The sequence below is a fragment of the Bacillus sp. GS3m_15504 genome, assembly GCF_055825275.1.
In genome coordinates, this window is the sequence record NZ_JBVVNL010000001.1 from 1,652,349 (window position 1) to 1,671,378 (window position 19,030).

Annotated in this window: 13 protein-coding genes and 1 pseudogene; 9 read left to right on the forward strand and 5 right to left on the reverse strand. The window is 34.5% G+C overall.

Annotated features, from left to right (window positions below; translation table 11 throughout):
• The first annotated feature begins 1 nt into the window (after nucleotide 1).
• The 4 genes and pseudogenes from AC0L0O_RS08710 (at nucleotide 2) to AC0L0O_RS08725 (ending at nucleotide 4,256) form a co-directional block, all read left to right on the forward strand.
• Nucleotides 2–1,027, forward strand: coding sequence for a ParM/StbA family protein (locus tag AC0L0O_RS08710; RefSeq protein WP_131371028.1), 1,026 nt, complete (start codon nucleotides 2–4; stop codon nucleotides 1,025–1,027).
• Nucleotides 1,028–1,332: 305 nt separating this feature from the next.
• The gene (locus tag AC0L0O_RS08715) at nucleotides 1,333–2,283 is read left to right on the forward strand and encodes a magnesium transporter CorA family protein (protein ID WP_000388903.1); all 951 of its coding nucleotides are present in this window, start codon (nucleotides 1,333–1,335) and stop codon (nucleotides 2,281–2,283) included.
• A gap of 442 nt (nucleotides 2,284–2,725) precedes the next feature.
• Nucleotides 2,726–3,159: pseudogene (locus AC0L0O_RS08720) on the forward strand (MarR family winged helix-turn-helix transcriptional regulator).
• Between the two features lie 218 nt (nucleotides 3,160–3,377).
• Complete coding sequence (locus AC0L0O_RS08725; RefSeq protein ID WP_000423197.1) at nucleotides 3,378–4,256, forward strand: LysR family transcriptional regulator; 879 nt, start codon at nucleotides 3,378–3,380, stop codon at nucleotides 4,254–4,256.
• A 280-nt stretch (nucleotides 4,257–4,536) separates the two neighbouring features.
• Here the strand turns inward: AC0L0O_RS08725 and AC0L0O_RS08730 are convergent, their stop codons facing one another.
• The 4 genes from AC0L0O_RS08730 to ycaC form a co-directional block, all read right to left on the reverse strand.
• Nucleotides 4,537–6,372, reverse strand: a complete 1,836-nt coding sequence (locus AC0L0O_RS08730) for an amidohydrolase (protein WP_473785727.1) — start codon at nucleotides 6,370–6,372, stop codon at nucleotides 4,537–4,539.
• A gap of 13 nt (nucleotides 6,373–6,385) precedes the next feature.
• Nucleotides 6,386–6,979, reverse strand: coding sequence for an antibiotic biosynthesis monooxygenase (locus AC0L0O_RS08735; RefSeq protein WP_000679904.1), 594 nt, complete (start codon nucleotides 6,977–6,979; stop codon nucleotides 6,386–6,388).
• Nucleotides 6,976–7,620, reverse strand: coding sequence for a hydrolase (locus AC0L0O_RS08740; RefSeq protein ID WP_000067162.1), 645 nt, complete (start codon nucleotides 7,618–7,620; stop codon nucleotides 6,976–6,978). The genes AC0L0O_RS08735 and AC0L0O_RS08740 overlap by 4 nt, the downstream gene beginning before the upstream one ends.
• Nucleotides 7,621–7,793: 173 nt before the next feature.
• Nucleotides 7,794–8,438: an isochorismate family cysteine hydrolase YcaC gene (gene ycaC / locus AC0L0O_RS08745; RefSeq protein ID WP_000131221.1), complete on the reverse strand. Its 645-nt coding sequence runs from the start codon at nucleotides 8,436–8,438 to the stop codon at nucleotides 7,794–7,796.
• A 492-nt stretch (nucleotides 8,439–8,930) separates the two neighbouring features.
• Between ycaC and AC0L0O_RS08750 the strand changes: the two genes are divergently transcribed.
• From AC0L0O_RS08750 to AC0L0O_RS08760, 3 genes are all read left to right on the forward strand, one after another.
• Nucleotides 8,931–9,767, forward strand: coding sequence for a bromoperoxidase (locus AC0L0O_RS08750; protein ID WP_001074319.1), 837 nt, complete (start codon nucleotides 8,931–8,933; stop codon nucleotides 9,765–9,767).
• 113 nt (nucleotides 9,768–9,880) lie between these two features.
• Entirely contained in the window at nucleotides 9,881–11,521 is a 1,641-nt protein-coding gene (locus tag AC0L0O_RS08755) for a catalase (protein ID WP_042511072.1), read from the forward strand.
• Between the two features lie 695 nt (nucleotides 11,522–12,216).
• Nucleotides 12,217–13,806, forward strand: a complete 1,590-nt coding sequence (locus tag AC0L0O_RS08760) for a bifunctional metallophosphatase/5'-nucleotidase (protein WP_000913755.1) — start codon at nucleotides 12,217–12,219, stop codon at nucleotides 13,804–13,806.
• Nucleotides 13,807–14,148: 342 nt separating this feature from the next.
• On the opposite strand, the gene AC0L0O_RS08765 is transcribed toward AC0L0O_RS08760, so the two are convergent.
• Complete coding sequence (locus AC0L0O_RS08765; RefSeq protein WP_149283239.1) at nucleotides 14,149–15,300, reverse strand: anion transporter; 1,152 nt, start codon at nucleotides 15,298–15,300, stop codon at nucleotides 14,149–14,151.
• Between the two features lie 1,140 nt (nucleotides 15,301–16,440).
• Between AC0L0O_RS08765 and AC0L0O_RS08770 the strand changes: the two genes are divergently transcribed.
• The gene (locus AC0L0O_RS08770) at nucleotides 16,441–17,865 is read left to right on the forward strand and encodes an alanine/glycine:cation symporter family protein (RefSeq protein ID WP_011181750.1); all 1,425 of its coding nucleotides are present in this window, start codon (nucleotides 16,441–16,443) and stop codon (nucleotides 17,863–17,865) included.
• A gap of 124 nt (nucleotides 17,866–17,989) precedes the next feature.
• Nucleotides 17,990–18,970, forward strand: coding sequence for a glutaminase GlsA (glsA, locus tag AC0L0O_RS08775; protein ID WP_000588661.1), 981 nt, complete (start codon nucleotides 17,990–17,992; stop codon nucleotides 18,968–18,970).
• The last annotated feature ends 60 nt before the right edge of the window (nucleotides 18,971–19,030 follow it).

Below are 19,030 nucleotides of genomic sequence, written 5' to 3' on the forward strand. Positions count from 1 at the left end.
TATGAAATCTTTGTATGCAATTGATGTAGGAATCGGCTTTACTAAGCGAGCATATCGACAGGATGAAGATTCTGAGGTGACGGTTAAGAGTGAAGCTTCCACACTAGCCCCTGTACCTAATCATGATGAAAGTGAAGATTTAACAAAGGTGAGTTTTATAGACTTAGACTTTGCATACTACATGGGAAATGAAGCGCATCAATCTGACGCTTCATTTCTTCCTCCATTTGAAGAAGAAATAGAAAATTATTATGAAAGCGAACAGTTTAAACAACAAATATTTGGTTGCATTGCAAAGGATTATAAAGAAAATGTCGTGTTACCTTTAGTTGTTACCGGGCTTCCTGTCACTTATTTTGGTAGTCAGCATGAGCAATTACAACGTGCACTAAAAAAAGAAACTTCCGTACAAATTGATGGGAAATTTATTCATATTACGGTGGAAAATGCTTTGATTCTTCAGCAACCGGTCGCTTTACATGCTTATTTCTTAAAAGAGGGAATCATTCAGGAACGAGATCGTATCTTAATTATTGATGGTGGATTTCGTACATTAGAAATGACAGATATGAAACAGAATGTCATTTTAAATCATTATGAGACGGAACTAGGATGTAACAAGCCTTTGAAAAATATTAAGAATATCGTGCAGAATCATGCGGGTGAAAGTAATCAATTGCATATTAACGACATGCCAAACATATTAGAAAAAGGATATGGAGGTCGAGAAGAAAATCCTCAGGCAAGTCAGATTGATACTTTGATTCAAAAAGAGTTGGATACACACTTCCAAGACGTTATGTGTGTATTACAGGAACAATTTATGTTAGACCAGTATGACACTATTATTTGGACAGGAGGAATAGTAGATCTCCACAAAAAACGAATTGAAAAAATGCAAGGTGAAATTTCTTCTTTCCGTATGGTAGACGCTTCGAAAGAGGCTGCACTTCATGGGTACTATATGATTGGAAGTCAAGTATTTGACGACATCACCAATCAATCTGTATATGAATCTAAATTATAATAACGACCGAAATGGAGTTCGTTGAATAGACGTGCCAAATTATGTAGCTTCTTTTCCACATATAAAAAATGCTTTATAAGAAAAGATAAAAAGGGCTTATATAGAGGAAATGTTTAAAATTGAGAATAAAAATAGCTAATATATAGGGGGTCTTCCTTTTAACAGAATAAGACCCCCTATACCATTTATTTTGTAATTTAGTTGCTCTAAAAACTTTTCCTCCAAGACATGAATACCTACATACAAATTACATATTACGGATATGATTCGATCAAACATAAAACTATTCAGAAAGGAAGAATAATATGGAATGCATAAAAATGCCGAAATGGAGTTGGTATCATGTAAGAACTAGTGAACTTGAAAAACTTTCTTCTATAATCCCTCGTGATGTAACATCTTATTTCTCTCAATTTGTAAAGAAAATAAGTTCTCCTTGTGAGAATGGATTATATGTTTATACGTTATCACCAAGTCAAACTTGTGTATATGGTTCGTTTTTATATGATCAAGATAAAAAGGATGCCAAAATTCAAAAATTTCTTCATTATTTCGTAGCTCATGGAATACTGATAACGGTCCAGGAAAAAGAGGAAGAGGATTTTCAAAAATTAATACATAATTCCTCTTTTAGTGTGAAAAATTGTAATAGTTCCGCTGAAGGATTATGTGCTATCTTATCCATCTTTATATCTCACTACTTACGAAAGGTTGACTATTTCGAAAACAATTTTAGAAATGTATTATGGGATTTTTATCATCATAATAACATAGCAGTTTTAGAAAGAATTTATCATATTCGTCATGAATTATTTATGAACACACATGTGTTTCGCTTAATACAAGAAGTGTTACAAGGCCTGAAAGAAGCTTGGTTAGAAAACTTAACAAACACCCTTTGTTATAAACAAACACACGTAAAATTAGAGCGTGGATTACAACTTGTTAAAGAGTACCAAGAAGAATTAGATACTATGATTCATTTACAAGAAGTGGTTTCTTCACATCGTGGGAATGAGATTATGAAAGCTCTTACTGTATTAACTGCTGTAAGTACACCTTTGACGGCCTTAGGAGCATTGTGGGGGATGAATTTTAAATATATGCCTGAACTAGAATGGAAATATAGCTATTTAATCGCTCTCTTATTTATCATTTTCACAACAGGGGGTATGTATTTATATATGCGAGTCAAAGGATGGACAGGTGACTTATTACGAGTAAAGAAAAAGAAATCTTTTTTTAAATCTAATTAATCCTGTTTATAAAAAATATGATAGATATATGGTTAGTACTATGTATGAATTGAGGTAGTATCATATCCCCATCAAGTTAAAGTTTTGATGTCCCCGCAATGATAAAAATGGTGAATATTTATATGAAAGATTAGAGCTCTCCTTCTTGTAGGAGAGCTCTAATCTTTGTTTAAAAACTATATCATATACTCTAAAATTTGTTAGGGTCCAATTTAGAATATTGCAAAAGAGAACTTGTGATTAAAAACAAGCTCTCTTTAAAAGAAATAACGTAATTGAGATACTTATATAGTAACAATTGTTTTCTTCTAATTCCATATGTCTTATGTTGAGAAATAAATTATAAGTGGCTTGATAAAGCTAAAATGAATGATTGACATAATATTTTGACGATAATATAATAAATCTCGAATTCAAGATAACTTGTAAAGGATTGGTAATTATGAGCGTGATTGACGATGAAAGCTTATCTTTAAAGTTATTTGTTATATTATCAAAGGAATTACAGCCAATCACTAAGTGTATTGAAGAGGATATAAAAAGTTACGGATTTAATCCAACTGAATTTGCAGTGCTTAAGCTACTATACAGTAAAGGTGATTAGCCTATACAAAAACTTGAAAGCAAAACATTACTTGTAAGTAGTAGTACCACGTATGTAGTGGATAGGTTGGAAAAGAAGAGGTGAAAATCATGTCCTAAAGACCGCCGTGTCACGTAGGCGTCAATTAATTCAGAAGGTATTGAATTGATGGATACTATTTTTCCTCAGCATAAAGAGGGGATTCGGAAGATATTTGGTAGTTTGGACTATATTGAGAGAAAGTGATAATGAAACAGTTGAAAAAGTTAGGATATTACGCACAGAAATTGTAAGTTTGTAGGGGATATTTCTGTTTAGCAATATCCTAATTAAATATAAATTAAAAAAATAGGAGGAAAAATTAATAAGTAGTAGTAAATGTATTATAATACAAAATGAATAAATCATATAATTGCAATTAGTACAGTGGGGAATAAAGTTGTTATGTTAACGTATACATATTGTCCTTTTCATTATAAATCTTTCATAAAGCGGAGAGTGGGTATCAAGAATGGAATTACGTCATTTAGAGTACTTTATTCAAGTTTGTAATAATAATAGTTTTACTAAAGCTGCGGAAGTTCTAGGTATTTCACAGCCGACTTTAAGTCAACAAATCCGTGTGTTAGAAGGTGAACTTGATACACCTTTGTTTCATCGAGTTGGAAGAGGTATCAAAATGACAGAAGCGGGTAAGCTGCTATTTGATAAAGGAAAATTTATCATGCAACAATTTGATGACGTTTATAATGAAATTTTTGAATTAAAGGGTGTAAAAAGAGGTGTGATTACTATAGGAGGTCTATTAGAGGATCTCACTTATTTAACACCTTATATTATGAAGTTTCAACAACATTATCCCAACATCGTTGTAAAAATTATAGAATCCGAAGTTGCTGTAAATCAAATCGTTGATAAAAATATTGATATAGGCATCACGCGTAGTGCTCAAATTCCAGACACATTAACAAGCACCCTTTTGTATAGTGAAGAGCTTGTCCTTGTCATTCCAAAAAATCATCCTTTGAATGAAACATCATTTGTTTCTTTTCGAGAATTAGTAGGACTGAGTAGAATAATGGTTTCATGTAGTTGTCGTGAATCTATTAAAATATATTGTGAGAGGTTAGGGTTATCTTTATCTGAAGCAAATATAGAAACAAAATCTTCTATTTCTCTATTAAGCCTTGTATATAATGGACATGGGGTTGCCATAATACCTCTTTCGCTGGTTGACTTTGTTAATAATGATACCTTGAGCATAGTTCGTATTATTGATCCGACACCAAGGCAAGATATTAATCTTATTCACTTTGATGATAAATTTTTAAGTTTTGCAGCACGTATCTTTATGCAGAAGTTAAATGAACCTGAAAAAGTATTAGTATAATAGAAATAATAATGATTATAGTGTGAGAATTAAAAATGATACATAATTCTTAGGATAAGACCTAAATTACAGTCAAAGGGCAAGTAGATGTATATGTGTGGTGTAGTCACTTCAAAAGGGAAAAGGACAGACTTTGCAAGGAGAGAAGGCTGTTAAAAACAAGTCAATTTAATCAATTAACTCTTCGGTCTTATCGCATAGTAATAGATTCCATTAGGGATATACTGCTGTATTCTTATTGCATAAAGAAAACCACCGGCATTATACCGGTGGTTTTGACTTAGAAAGCAAAGCAAGTACAACCAATACCCCATTTAGTTCCATCTTTTCCTATTACGGTATGAGTATGTTGATGGAGAGGGTTACTGCAACTATGTAACTTGTTATCATGGGAATCGTGAGAAAGAATAGTGTGGGCTAGGTTAGCACCACCATAACCATAAACTCCCGTCGGTGACCAATCAGGTGATGCTGGCGGCAATTCAGGTGATAAATTTTTAAATTCATCATTTCCATAAACAACCTGTCCGCCCATAATGGTAAGTAATGATTCAAGGTCTTTAATTTCTTCTTCTGGCACAGTAAAGTAGTCAGCAGACAATACAGCAATATCAGCAAACTGACCTACTGCAAGGGTTCCCTTTTTACCTTCATCACCAGAGAACCACGCACTTCCTTTTGAATATAATTCCAGGGCTACTTTTCTATCAAGTTTATTTTTTTCGTCGTATATGGAAAGCCCACCAATGGTTTTTCCGGCAACCATCCAGTAAAGAGCAACCCAAGGGTTATAGCTGGAAACCCTAGTTGCATCACTACCGGCGCCAACAGGTATACCTAGGTCTAACATACGATAAATCGGAGGAGTACGCTTTGCAGCTTCCTTTCCGTATAAATCAACAAAGTATTCACCTTGAAAAGCCATGCGGTCTTGGATGGCAATACCGCCATTTAAAGCCTTAACACGTTCCATACTACGATCTGAGATTGTTTCTGCATGGTCAAACCACCATCGTAGACCATTAAAAGGAATTTCTTTGTTGACTTCCTCAAATACATTTAAGAAACGTGTGATTGACTCGTCATAAGTTGCATGTAAACGGAATGGCCAACGGTTTTCCACCAATAGAGAAATTACTTTCTTTAAGTCAGCTTCCATCATCGTAGCTAGTTCGGGCCGTGGCATTTGAAATTTTTCAAAATCAGCTGCAGAGAATACTAACATTTCTCCAGCACCATTCATTTTATACTTATCATTTCCTTGACCTGGAGAAACAATTTTTGCCCATGAAGCAAAGTCTTCATATTCATGATTAGGATTTTGTGTAAATAGATTATAAGCAATACGTAAAGTTAATTGTTCCTTCTCGGCTAAATGTTCAACAACTCTGTAGTCGTCAGGGTAATTTTGGAAACCGCCACCTGCGTCAATGGCACTTGTAATACCTAATCTATTTAATTCGCGCATAAAATGGCGAGTTGAGTTAATCTGGTCGTCAAAATTAAGTATGGGAGCTTTACCCAAACTTGAATAAAGAATAGAAGCGTTAGGATTCGCAATTAAAAGGCCCGTTGGATTCCCTCGTTTATCCCGCTCAATTAAGCAACCTGGAGGGTCTGGGGTATCTTTTGTGTATCCCAGTGCACGCAGCCCTGCACGATTTACAAGTGCTCTATCGTAAAGATGTAGCACAAAGACAGGTGTGTCTTCAGAAACAGCATTAATCTCTTCCAAAGTTGGCATCCGTCTCTCTTTAAATTGAAATTCAGACCAACCTCCAACTACTCTTACCCACTGAGGAGCAGGAGTACGCCTTGCCTGCTCTTTGAGCATTTCGAGAGCAATGGTAATTGAAGGCACACCTTCCCATCGTAATTCCATATTATAATGAAGACCGCCACGAATAACGTGTATATGAGAGTCATTCAGGCCTGGAATAGCTCTTTTTCTTTTAAGGTCTATTTTTTTTGTTTTTTCTGTGGCACTATTAAGAAGCTCATCTCCACCTACTGCAGTTATTAAACCATCAGTTATGGCGATAGCAGATGCCTCAGGTTGAGAGGGATCAAGAGTAGTGATTTTTCCGTTATATAAGATCATATCCGGTACATTCATATTCACACCTCGTCTACTTCCTATTATTTTGTAACCATGGATGAAATAATTTACCGAAAATCGGCATAACTACCCATGATAGCAAGGACACTATACATACAGAAACGAAAAAAGCGGACATAATAGGATTCATATGTTTTATAATAGGTCCTATCAATTTAGGAACTAACATGCTAAGAGGCCATACACCCAGAAGGGTAACGATAGACATTTTCCATTTTGGCGGTGGAACTGGCGTTTTCGGAGTAACAAACCAATAAGCCAAACTGCTTTCAGTTTTGTAAGTTGGATTAGTAACTTGAAATTGCTCGGCCGTTTTTAACAAATCCCGGCGAACATCTGATTCTTGCCAAGCACGTAGATGCTCATACGTATCAAAGCGAAAAATAACAGTATACTCTCTAGATTTGTTGCTTGGGACTATTAGGTTTACGCCTAAATGTCCTGGGAATTTAGTAGCGGCAGCTTCGATTTCATGTCTCCATGTTTCAAACTGTTTTTCTTTCCCTTGTTGAATTTTCCATGTAACAATTGTTGTTACTGGGTCGACAGCATCCATCGTGTTCTCTGTATGAGCCTCTTCGACAGCTACTCCTTCGTGTTTCATATTTTCCTGCTTGGAAGCGCGCCATGCACCATAGTATATGCGTATTCTACACCTTGACCATAAGCACCAGTGTGTTCCTTTACAATCTCCATTACAGCATCATAAGTGTCTTTGTGTGCCCAGTCACGTTGGTATTCAAGTAGAACTTGAATTGCTGTAACTGGAATTGCACCAGCTTGCTCTACACGACGCATAGCAGCGTTATGTGCTGTCAAACTAGTCCCACCTGAAGCATCATCAACTGCATACACCTCATAGCCAGCTTTAATTGCTTCAAGCACAGGGAATGCAAGGCAAACTTCAGTCCAAAGTGCTGCAAATATTAATTTCTTTCTACCTGTTGCTTTAACTGCTTCAACAAATTTTGGATCTTCCCAAGAGTTCATTGAACTGCGTTCTATAATTTCATGGTTTGGGAATATGTCAAGAATTTGCGGCCAAAAATAACCAGAAAAGCTACGTGTCTCAACTGTAGTAAGAATAGTAGGTACGTTAAAAGTTTTTGCTGATTTAGCAAGCAGCATAACGTTATTAATCAATGTTTGTCTATCAATACTTGCAACTCCAAAAGTCATTTGAGGTTGAAAATCAATCAAAATTAAGGCACTGTTCTCCGGATTTAACAATTCTAAATTACTCATAATAAAAGGCTCCTTTTTTAATTGTTTATAATTATTTGTTGAAAGTAATGTATCTTCTGTTAATTGAAGCTCTGCTATACTTTTTAATTTAAAATTAGTGCTGATTTAATCAGCACTAATTTTATACTATCTACTTTAAAAAAGTGATTTAAAGCTATTTCTGTGGAATACATTTATGCATTTTGTTTACTAAGATCTCGTTGAGCTCCCATATAGCTTCCAATTATATTTTGATAACCTGGAAGATTACTAGCAAGTAAATTGCCAAAACCTTCGACATCGTTGCGCCAATCGCGTTGTAATTCGCAAGCTACGCTAAACCAGTTCATAAGTTGCACACCACTATGTGCCATACGCGTATTGGCAGCATCTGCAACTTGTTTGCTGAAAGTTCCTGAAGCATCAGTAACAGCAAATACTTCATATCCAGCTTTTATAGCGGAAAGTGCCGGGAAAGCAACACAAACGTCCGTAACTACGCCCGCGATGATAAGTTGTTTTTTTCCAGTTTCTTCGATTGCTTTTACAAAATCATCATTATCCCATGCGTTAATTTGTCCAGGTCGAGCTATTTTTTGTGCGTGAGGAAAGAGATCAACCAATTCTTGCATTAAAGGTCCGTTAGGTCCGTTTTCAAAGCTAGTTGTTAAAATAACTGGTAAATCAAAAAACTTAGCAGTGTGAGCAAGAGCTAAAACATTGTTCTTAAATTCATCAACACCATAGTCACGTACTAGTCCGGACATAAGACCAGTTTGATGATCTACTAAAAGCACGACAGCATCATCTTTGTTAATACGAGAATAGAGATCAGTCATTATGTATTCCTCCTAAAAATTAAGTAATCGAAGAAAGTTTTAATAGTCGAATACTATCATAAGTTTCTTCGTTTATAACTAAGCTGACCAATAATATTGGTTATAGCAGCATTCACAGAACATGAAGTGCTATACAAATTTATAGTATTTGAAAAATCATTCGTTAATCAATTCTAAATTATCTATAATTTGTATAGGTCGTAACTATAGTTGTTTTCACTATAAAATAGATTGATTTTATCTATACATTCTATAGATAGAACGATATTGATAGTCATCTATTTTTGTTATTAGAATTGAATAGGAGGAATTTTTAGCAAATACTTTGTGATAAGAAAGGTAGGAGATGGGGAATTATCCATAAACAGAAAATGAATGCATCGGAACAGTAGAGTTTTATACATAGAGTTCACAATATAAATGGGCATAAATAGGTTATGAGATTTATCCGGATTATTGAAGAAAAGGATATATATTAAAGGAGGTAGGAGAATGGCAAAAATTACTGTAGGAACCGAAAATCAAGCACCAATTGAGATATATTATGAGGATCATGGCACAGGAAAACCAGTTGTACTCATTCATGGTTGGCCGTTAAGTGGTCGATCTTGGGAATACCAAGTTCCCGCTCTTGTTGAGGCTGGATACAGAGTTATAACATATGATCGTCGAGGTTTTGGAAAATCATCTCAGCCGTGGGAAGGGTATGAATATGATACCTTTACTTCTGATTTACATCAACTATTAGAACAGTTAGAGCTTCAAAATGTCACACTTGTTGGTTTTTCTATGGGTGGAGGCGAGGTAGCCCGGTACATTAGTACGTATGGAACAGATCGTATTGAAAAGGTTGTTTTTGCTGGAGCAGTTCCTCCATATTTATACAAATCAGAGGATCATCCTGAAGGGGCATTAGATGATGCAACAATTGAAACATTCAAAAGTGGTGTGATAAATGACCGCCTTGCATTTCTTGATGAATTTACTAAGGGATTTTTCGCGGCTGGTGATCGAACAGATTTAGTTAGTGAGTCATTCCGTTTATATAATTGGGATATTGCAGCCGGTGCATCACCTAAAGGAACGCTTGATTGTATTACCGCCTTTAGTAAGACAGATTTTAGAAAAGACTTGGAGAAGTTTAATATACCTACTCTTATTATTCACGGAGACTCTGATGCAACTGTACCATTTGAATATAGTGGGAAATTAACACATGAAGCAATTCCTAATTCTAAAGTAGCGTTAATAAAGGGTGGTCCACATGGGCTAAATGCAACGCATGCCAAAGAATTTAATGAAGCACTTCTATTATTTTTAAAGGACTGATTACAACTATATAATTGTTAATTGATACATTATAAATAAGTTGCAATTCTATCATATTTTTTCTAATAAATGGAAATACCTAAAGGTGAATAATTTTGAGGAGGTTTTCAATTATGGCGGAAAACCAGGACAAGAATTCTCTAGAGGAACAAGACGTGAAACGTGATACATTGACGACACGACAAGGGCACCCTGTGAAGGATAATCAAAACATCCGAACAATTGGGAATCGTGGTCCAGCAACACTTGAAAATTATCATTTCATCGAAAAAATTTCTCATTTTGATCGAGAAGAGGTTCCGGAACGTGTAGTACATGCGCGAGGAGCTGGAGCATTTGGGTATTTTGAAACCTATGGAAAAGTTGGAGATGAGCCGGTAGAAACATATACTCGTGCGAAAGTATTTTCAGGGGCTGCTAAAAAAACGCCGTTAATGGTTCGTTTTTCTACAGTAGCTGGAGCTAAGGACTCACCAGAAACGGCAAGAGATCCACGAGGTTTCGCAGTGAAAATGTATACGGAAGATGGTAACTGGGATTTAGTAGGGAATAACTTGAAGATTTTCTTTATTCGTGATGCGATGAAGTTCCCAGATATGATTCACGCATTTAAGGTTGATCCAGTTTCAAACGTACCGAATCCTGAGCGGATGTTTGACTTTGTTTCTCGTACCCCAGAGGCAACACATATGATTACATTTTTATTTTCTCCATGGGGTATTCCAGCAACATATCGCCATATGCAGGGATCTGGTGTGAACACTTATAAATGGGTAAATGAAAAAGGCGAAGCTGTATTGGTGAAATATCACTGGGAGCCAAAGCAGGGAATTCGAAATTTAACACAAGAAGATGCAAACAGTATTCAAGCAATGAATGTTAGTCATGCAACACAAGATTTATATGAAGCAATTGAGCGCAAAGATTATCCAGAGTGGGAGCTATTTGTACAAATTATGGAGGATGATTATCATCCAGAACTCGATTTTGATCCTCTTGATGATACGAAGCTTTGGCCAGAGGAGCAGTTCCCATGGTTACCAGTAGGACGTATGGTTCTTGATCGTAATCCAGTTGATTATCATTCAGAGATTGAACAAGCTGCTTTTGGTACAGGAGTACTTGTTGATGGCATGGACTTCTCAGACGATAAAATGCTACAAGGTCGTACTTTCTCTTATTCAGATACGCAACGTTACCGCGTTGGTGCAAACTATCTACAATTACCTGTTAATGCACCTAAAGCGCCTGTTCGTACAAATCAACATCGTGGTCAAATGGATATGCGTAATCCGAAAGAGTCTGGAGAAAATCCGCATATTAACTATGAGCCATCTATGCTAGGTGGTTATAAAGATGCAAACCAAGAAAAGCATCATCCACACCAACCTACTTACAATGCGGCTGCTATGAGTGCACCAATCGATCGTCCTAATAATTATGGTCAAGCAGGTCACACGTATCGTAGTTTTGAGGAGTGGGAACGAAATGAGTTGGTTAAAAATCTATCTGAAGCACTTGCAGTATGTGACAAAAGAATTCAGAATGCGATGATTGAACACTTCACACAAGCTGATGAAGATTATGGCCGTCGTGTGAAAGAAGGTATTGAAAAGAAAATGAAAGAAGCTAAAACGGAAAACAAACTTCCAGGCCGCGAAGTAAGTAAATCAAAATATGGCCAAGGTTCATTAGCTGCAAACGAAGCAACAAAAGATGCAGTGAAGAAAAGCCATGAATCAGATCCTTATTAATTAGACGTAAGCACAATAGGATATACTTAGAGGTGCCGTTAAAACAGTTAGGTAGCCTTTCATACGATTACTAAGTAGTTTTGTTTAAAAATATGAGGGGTATTAAATATCATAAGATAATTGATAAACAAGTAAAAATAAAGCTTTATAAAAGATGCTCTTGGATAAATCCAGGAGCATCTTTTTAAATGTGGAGTAGTGGGACACTGTAATCAATTTAAAGAATCGAAATCTTCTATAACGAAATTTTTATTCATTTTAAGTGGTGATATCAGGATGTTAGGTTGATAAATCTTCATTAGTTTCGAATTGAATATTCTTCTTAACAGCTAACATGTATGGATTAGAGTTTTTTAGTCTCTTAGAAGTATTGTTATATTACTATCAAGATAATATTTTGAATAATTCTCAAAACAAAGAAATGTACATGTTCTTGTTTGTGTAGTGAAGTTTCTTAAGTTGAGAGAGGGCCTTTATATCCTAATCCCAAAGTGTAGACTACCACCTATGAATAATCATCTCCTCTTAAAATTGTTGTTTTACATCTTCAAATTTTTGAAGAAGAAGTGTTTTGTTAGGAAATGATAAAATCTTATTAATTTTTATAATTAGTAGAATTTTTATAGAAATAATCCTCTTAATATATTAAAATAACATTGTATTATGTAAGATTTTAATTAGGGGAGAGAAATTTTATGTTAAAAAAAATCATTCCAGTTGCTTTAGCAATAAGTACAGTTACTTTTACTAGTGTATTTGCTGTGCCTTCAGCCCAAGCAAGTACAGAACCAAACCGCTACATAGATGTGCAAATGCTCGGGATTAACGATTTTCATGGGCAACTAGACACTGTAAAAAAAATTAACAATAAAGATGCAGGGGGAATTGAGTACTTAGGGGCTTATTTACGCGATCGTGAAAAACAAAATCCGAATACATTAAAGGTACATGCTGGCGATGTTGTTGGAGCAAGTACTCCTGTTTCAGCATTATTACAAGACGAACCTACCATTGAATTTCTAAATGATTTGAAATTCGATGTTGGAACGATAGGAAATCATGAATTTGATGAAGGTGTTGAAGAAATGAACCGCCTTATTTATGGTGGATACCATGAGAAAACAGGGAAATTTAAAGGAGCAAAATTCCCATATGTTGCCGCAAATTTCTATAATAAATCCACTGGTCGTTTATTTTTACCACCATTCACTATAAAAAAGGTACAAGGAGTTCCAGTTGGATTTATCGGAGTCGTAACAACGGATGTGCCTAACCTTGTTATGCCTACTATGCTAAAGAATGTAGAAATTACAGATGAAGTTGAAGCTATTAACAAATCCGTAAAGCAATTAAAAAAACTAGGCGTTAAATCTATCGTTGTTCTTGCACATAACGGGGGGACAACAGATGGGAACGGCGTAACAAATGGTGATATCGTCCGATTAGCAAATGAGACTGATCCAGAAGTCGATGTTATTTTTGGTGGGCATAGCCACACTTATGTAAATGGAACTGTTAATAATAAACTTGTCGTACAAGCAAATTCTTACGGTATGGCTTTTGCTGATGTTGATGTAAAGATTGATCGTAAAACACAAGATATTGTTGAGAAAAAAGCAGAAATTGTTACAACTTACCATGAAGGCATGGAGCCTGATAAAAAAATAAAGAAGAAGATGGAGAAATATCAAGCAAAAATCGCACCTCTTGTTAATGAAGTTGTAGGTAAGTCTATTGCTCCACTAGATCGTAAACTAAATATGGCTGGTGAATCTACTCTTGGGAATTTAGTTGCTGATGCTCAACGTGCAACAATGCAATCTCAAATTGCACTTATGAATCCTGGTGGTATTCGTAATGACTTAGATGCTGGTGATATTACATGGGGAGAGATATATGGTATTCAACCATTCGGAAATCAATTAATAAAAGTAAATTTAACGGGTCAAGACATTCGTGATATTTTAAATCAACAATGGCAAAAAGACATAACAAGAATGCTTCAAATTTCAGGGATCCAATATACTTGGGATGCAAACAAACCTAATGGAGAAAAAGTAACAAGTATTCGCCTAACAAATGGAGAAGAAATTATTCCTTCGAAAACTTACAGCGTCGTTGCGAACGCATTTCTAGCTTCAGGTGGAGATGGATTTGTATCCTTTAAAAACGGTAAAGATGCTGAAACAGGACCAACTGATTTTGAAGCATTAGTAGATTATATAAAAAAATCCAAAGAACCAATTCAGTCTATTATTGATGGAAGAATTCAAAAGATAAATTAGTTTTTTATTAATCTCACAAAAAAATAGATTACCTGTACTTTTTACTGTACAGGTAATCTATTTTTTGTGGGTTTGAAATAACATTTTAATAAGTTATATTTCTAGTATTAATTGAAAGTTATTACCCTATAAATTCAGTCATTTATTATATAACTGAGTGTATAAAAAATGAACTGAAATCTAATAAATAACGTAAAAGCTAAAAGATTTTCGCTTTGAGAACATCTTAAAAGATTAAATTGATGGTAACTTTGTTGTATCTCTTTAAACATACCTATATTAAAACCCAAATTTCTCAATTGAATGCTGAGATATTTGGGTTTTTCTAAAGTAATCAATTCTTTAAAAAATCTTTAGAAATTTAAAGATAAAGTACTGTATACATGTAAGTATGATTAAAAATGAAAAGTTGTAAATGCTAAATTTAATTAAATATGCCTTGCTCTCTTTACCATTGGCCTGAGTGAATAGTTTATAGGAAATTACACTGGCTAAAGATGCGATAATTGTTCCAAGCCCTCCAATATTTACTCCTAGTAATAAAGCTTTCCAATCAGAAGTAAAGTTTGATAGAAGAATTGAAGTAGGAAAATTGCTAATCAATTGACTCAAAAATATGGAACTAAAGAAGACTGAAGTATCTCCTCTTAAATTAGCGCGAGCAAATGTCTCCAGCGCATCGGAATGGGAAATGTTTCCGATAAAAATAAAAAAACAGACAAAGGTTATTAGAAGAAAGTAATCGATCTTAAATAGTAAGTTTCTATCTAACGTAAATGCTGCCATCAATGTAACTATTAGCGCAATGTAATAATTAATGAAACCAAAAATGGATGCAATGATAGTGATAAGTATCAAAATCCAGATGGTAGCTTTTTTTCGATTCTTCACGGTAATAACAGGTAGTTCTATTTTTAAATCTGTTTTTTGAAGTTTTTGGGTAAATATAAATAACAAACTGATTCCAAGTACAGCTAAAAGCAGGATTGAACCTAAAAATGGGATGAGCTTAATTCCATAGTAAGAATATAAGTATAAATTTTGTGGGTTTCCCATAGGCATCAAGCTACTGCCGATGTTTGCCGCAATTGTTTGCAGGATGATTGTATCCATCATGTTCATTTGTGTTTTTTTACTAATGACAAGTGTTATTGGCACAAAAGTGAGGAGAGCGACATCATTTGTTACAAACATGGAGCAAATAAAGCATAACAAAATTAGAATAATAGATATTGATCTGCTGTTATTGCATTTATTTAAAATCGCAACGGCAAGTTTGTCTAATATCTTTAGCTGTTCCAAGGCCTTAATGGCCACCATTAGATTAAATAAGCTAATTAACACTTCAAAGTTAATATATTCGATCTTTGGCGAATGTATTAAGCAGCTTACAATTGCTAGTATCAGTGAAATGGTAAGTACTAAATCCTTTTTTAAAAATTCGAATTTCATAAGTAGTCTTTTTTTATTTTGAACGAATACTATTTCTTTCACAATACACCACCTGTAATCTATGTTAGTAAAATGAAACGCAAGGGAAATATACATTGAATAATAGATATTCAACAAATCTTCTTATATTGCAATAAAATTAATAACTTTTCTTATCAATTGGTTGTTCTAACATTTGAAACTTAAATGGAATAATATTAGTAACGTTTTCAAAAAATAATAATATGAGTAGTTTTTTATTTGTGGAGCTGTTAAAAACATATTTTTGATTAACTCGATATTGCTAGAAAAGAGGATGTCATAAAATCCTAAATAAGAGTTTTGTAATGTTTCATCCCTTCAACAAAATTCTTTTTTGCGTAGTGACTTTCATGTTGTAAATATGTGCAATATAGACGAATCCCACTAGGGGATTAATTGAGAAAACAAATGTTTTTTGTATGATACCATAAATAAATTAAATGTTTTATTTTTAAAATATTCTTATAATATCCTATCGATTCTTGATTTCAAATCCTTTATATGAAGTTCTAAAAGAGAAAAAGTATGCATGCTTTTATGAAGAAAATAGAGGCTTGTCAAAGATTAGGTAGAACAGAATCCGCGACGTTTGGATACTGTATAAAATTCACAAAATCTCACTGGTTTTTAGATGAAAAAACCTTGAAATATTTTTTGTTTTTATAAAAATCTGTACTTTTTCGTAACATTCTGTACTTTTAATTATAAATTAAAGACAAGCTTCTCTTAGTTGAAGATTGAAAGCGCTTCATAGTTTTTCTATGAATTTTTACCTAGCCTATTTTTGAGATTAGTAGTGAGAAAGGAGATATTTCCATGTTCTTGAGAAATTTAACAAAAAACCAATTAATCACTATTGATTATTATGATTTAAATGTAAATCACCGGTAAACGAAACAAACATAATAGTACAACAACATGAGTGGATAAGAATATTAGTTTTACAGAAGGGGATAGAGCACCGTGTGTATAAACGTTAAGTTCTTCAAAATTCCAGTTTTACAGTTACATGTTGTGACGTTTGCTTAAACAGGCCAATCCTATTCATATAGAAAATTTTTATCCTTGTTGTATTTGAATATGAATGAGGTATTTATGCCAGGGAATATAGGTGATTTTATATAGATTATGATAGATAAATTTGGGGTATGGAGTGATAATATGGAAAGGTTTTTTGTAGATTTAGTCGGATCAACGAATGATTTTTTATGGTCTAAATTGTTAATTGTTATGCTTGTTATTTGCGGAATTTATTTTACATTTAAATTGAATTTTGTACAGTTTCGAATGTTAAAAGAGATGGTCCGTGTATTAATGGAGGGAAAAAGTGGTTCTAAAGATCAAATCTCTCCTTTTCAAGCGTTTTGTATTGGTATGGCAGCTCGCGTTGGAACAGGGAATATTACAGGAATTGCGATTGCGATTGCATTAGGGGGTCCTGGAGCTGTATTTTGGATGTGGATTATTTCTATTATTAGCTCGGCATCCAGCTTTGTTGAAAGCACATTAGCACAGATATATAAAGTAAAAGATAAAACTGGCTTCCGCGGTGGTCCATCCTATTATATGGAAAAAGGGTTGAATAAACGTTGGATGGGAGTATTATTCTCTATTTTAATTACAATCACTTTTGGTCTTGTATTCAATTCAGTACAATCAAATACAGTTACAATTGCTTTTCAAAACTCATTTGGTACAGATCGTCTAACAGTAGGGATAATCATGGCGATTGCTTTCGCCGCGATTATCTTTGGTGGTGTACAACGTATTGCAAAAATGGCTGAATACAAAGTGGTATTTTTAGCGGTATTATACATTGGAGTTGCATTATTTGTTGTAGTTACCAACATATCAAAAATGCCGGAAGTTCTTTCTCTTATTGTTCAAAACGCATTTGGTTTTAAACAAATAGCTGGAGGTTCAATTGGTGCAGCACTTATGAATGGAGTTAAACGTGGCTTATTTTCAAATGAAGCTGGTATGGGAAGTGCACCAAACGTTGCTGCAACAGCAACAACAAGTCATCCGGTGAAACAAGGACTGATTCAAGCATTTGGTGTATTAACGGATACACTGATCATTTGTACTAGCACCGCCTTTATTATTTTACTGTCTGATGCATATAAACAACCGGGGTTAAATGGTATTGCACTGACACAAGCAGCATTAAGTGAACACATCGGTTCTTGGGCATCGGGTTGTCTTGCTATTTTTGTTTTTTTATTTGGATTCGGTGCATTAATCGGCAACTATTATTATGGTGAAACAAATATTCGCTTCTTACATACAAGTAAAGTGTGGTTAATGATATACAGAATAAGCGTGCTGGCTATGATTGTATTTGGTTCTGTTGCAAAGATTCAAATTGTATGGGATTTAGCGGACTTATTTATGGGCTTGATGGTTATTATTAATTTAATTGCTATTACCTTACTTTCAAAAGTAGCGTTTGCGGCGTTACAAGATTATATAAACCAGAAAAAAGCTGGTAAAGATCCTATTTTTTATAAAGAAAACATTAAAGGGCTTGAAAATATTGAATGTTGGGATAGTTATGAGGAAAATGTAAAAAAGAAAAGTATGTAATAAGAAAGATATTCAGACTGCAATATGTCTGAATATCTTTCTTAGTTCTAGTGCAAATAGTATCGGTGGTAGTAAAGAAAAAATTATTCTATATAAAGTTAATAGTACGGGGGAATATTGTGAAATGATAAAGGATTCTAGCGTTCAAGTTGAGGGGCAAGAAAAAGTTTACTTAGATCAATGGGTAGCTCATTATCGAACGTATGCAGCTAAGGGACGAAGCGCCAGTTATATTCCAGCTCTGGGGGAAATAAATGTATCGCAGCTAGGTATTTGTATAGTAAAGCCAGATGGAACAATGATAAAGGCAGGAGATTGGGAGGTACCTTTCACATTACAAAGTATATCAAAAGTAATTGGTTTTATAGCTGCTTGTTTAAGTCGCGGTATTTCTTATGTATTAGAACGAGTTGATGTAGAACCAACTGGAGATGCCTTCAATTCGATTATTCGTTTAGAGATACATAAACCAGGAAAACCTTTTAATCCCATGATCAATGCTGGAGCGATTACGATAGCTTCACTTTTGCCAGGGACATCGGTGCAAGAAAAATTAGAATCTATATACGTATTAATTGAGAAAATGATAGAGAAGCGTCCCGCTATTAATGAAATAGTATTTCAATCAGAATGGGAAACGGCTCATCGTAACAGAGCTTTAGCATACTATTTAAAGGAGAATGGTTTTCTAGAATCAGATGTGGAGGAGACACTAGAGGTTTACCTAAAACAATGTTCGATTGAAATAAATACAGAAGATATTGCCTTAATCGGGCTTATACTAGCACATGATGGATATCACCCTATTCGCAAAGAACAAGTACTCCCTAAAGAAGTAGCTAGGTTAACAAAAGCTTTAATGCTTACTTGTGGAATGTACAACGCTTCTGGAAAATTTGCTGCTTTCATTGGGTTACCAGCTAAAAGTGGGGTATCCGGCGGAATTATGACACTTGTTCCCTCAAAGTCTAAGAAGGATGTACCGTTCCTAGATGGATGTGGTATTGGTATTTACGGACCAGCCATTGATGAATATGGGAATAGTTTACCAGGAATTATGTTGTTAGAACATATTGCAAAAGAATGGGATTTAAGTATATTTTAAAAAGGAGCACAGATATTTTGGTGTTAGAGCGATTCCAAAAGTGTTCAGACCATATATTGT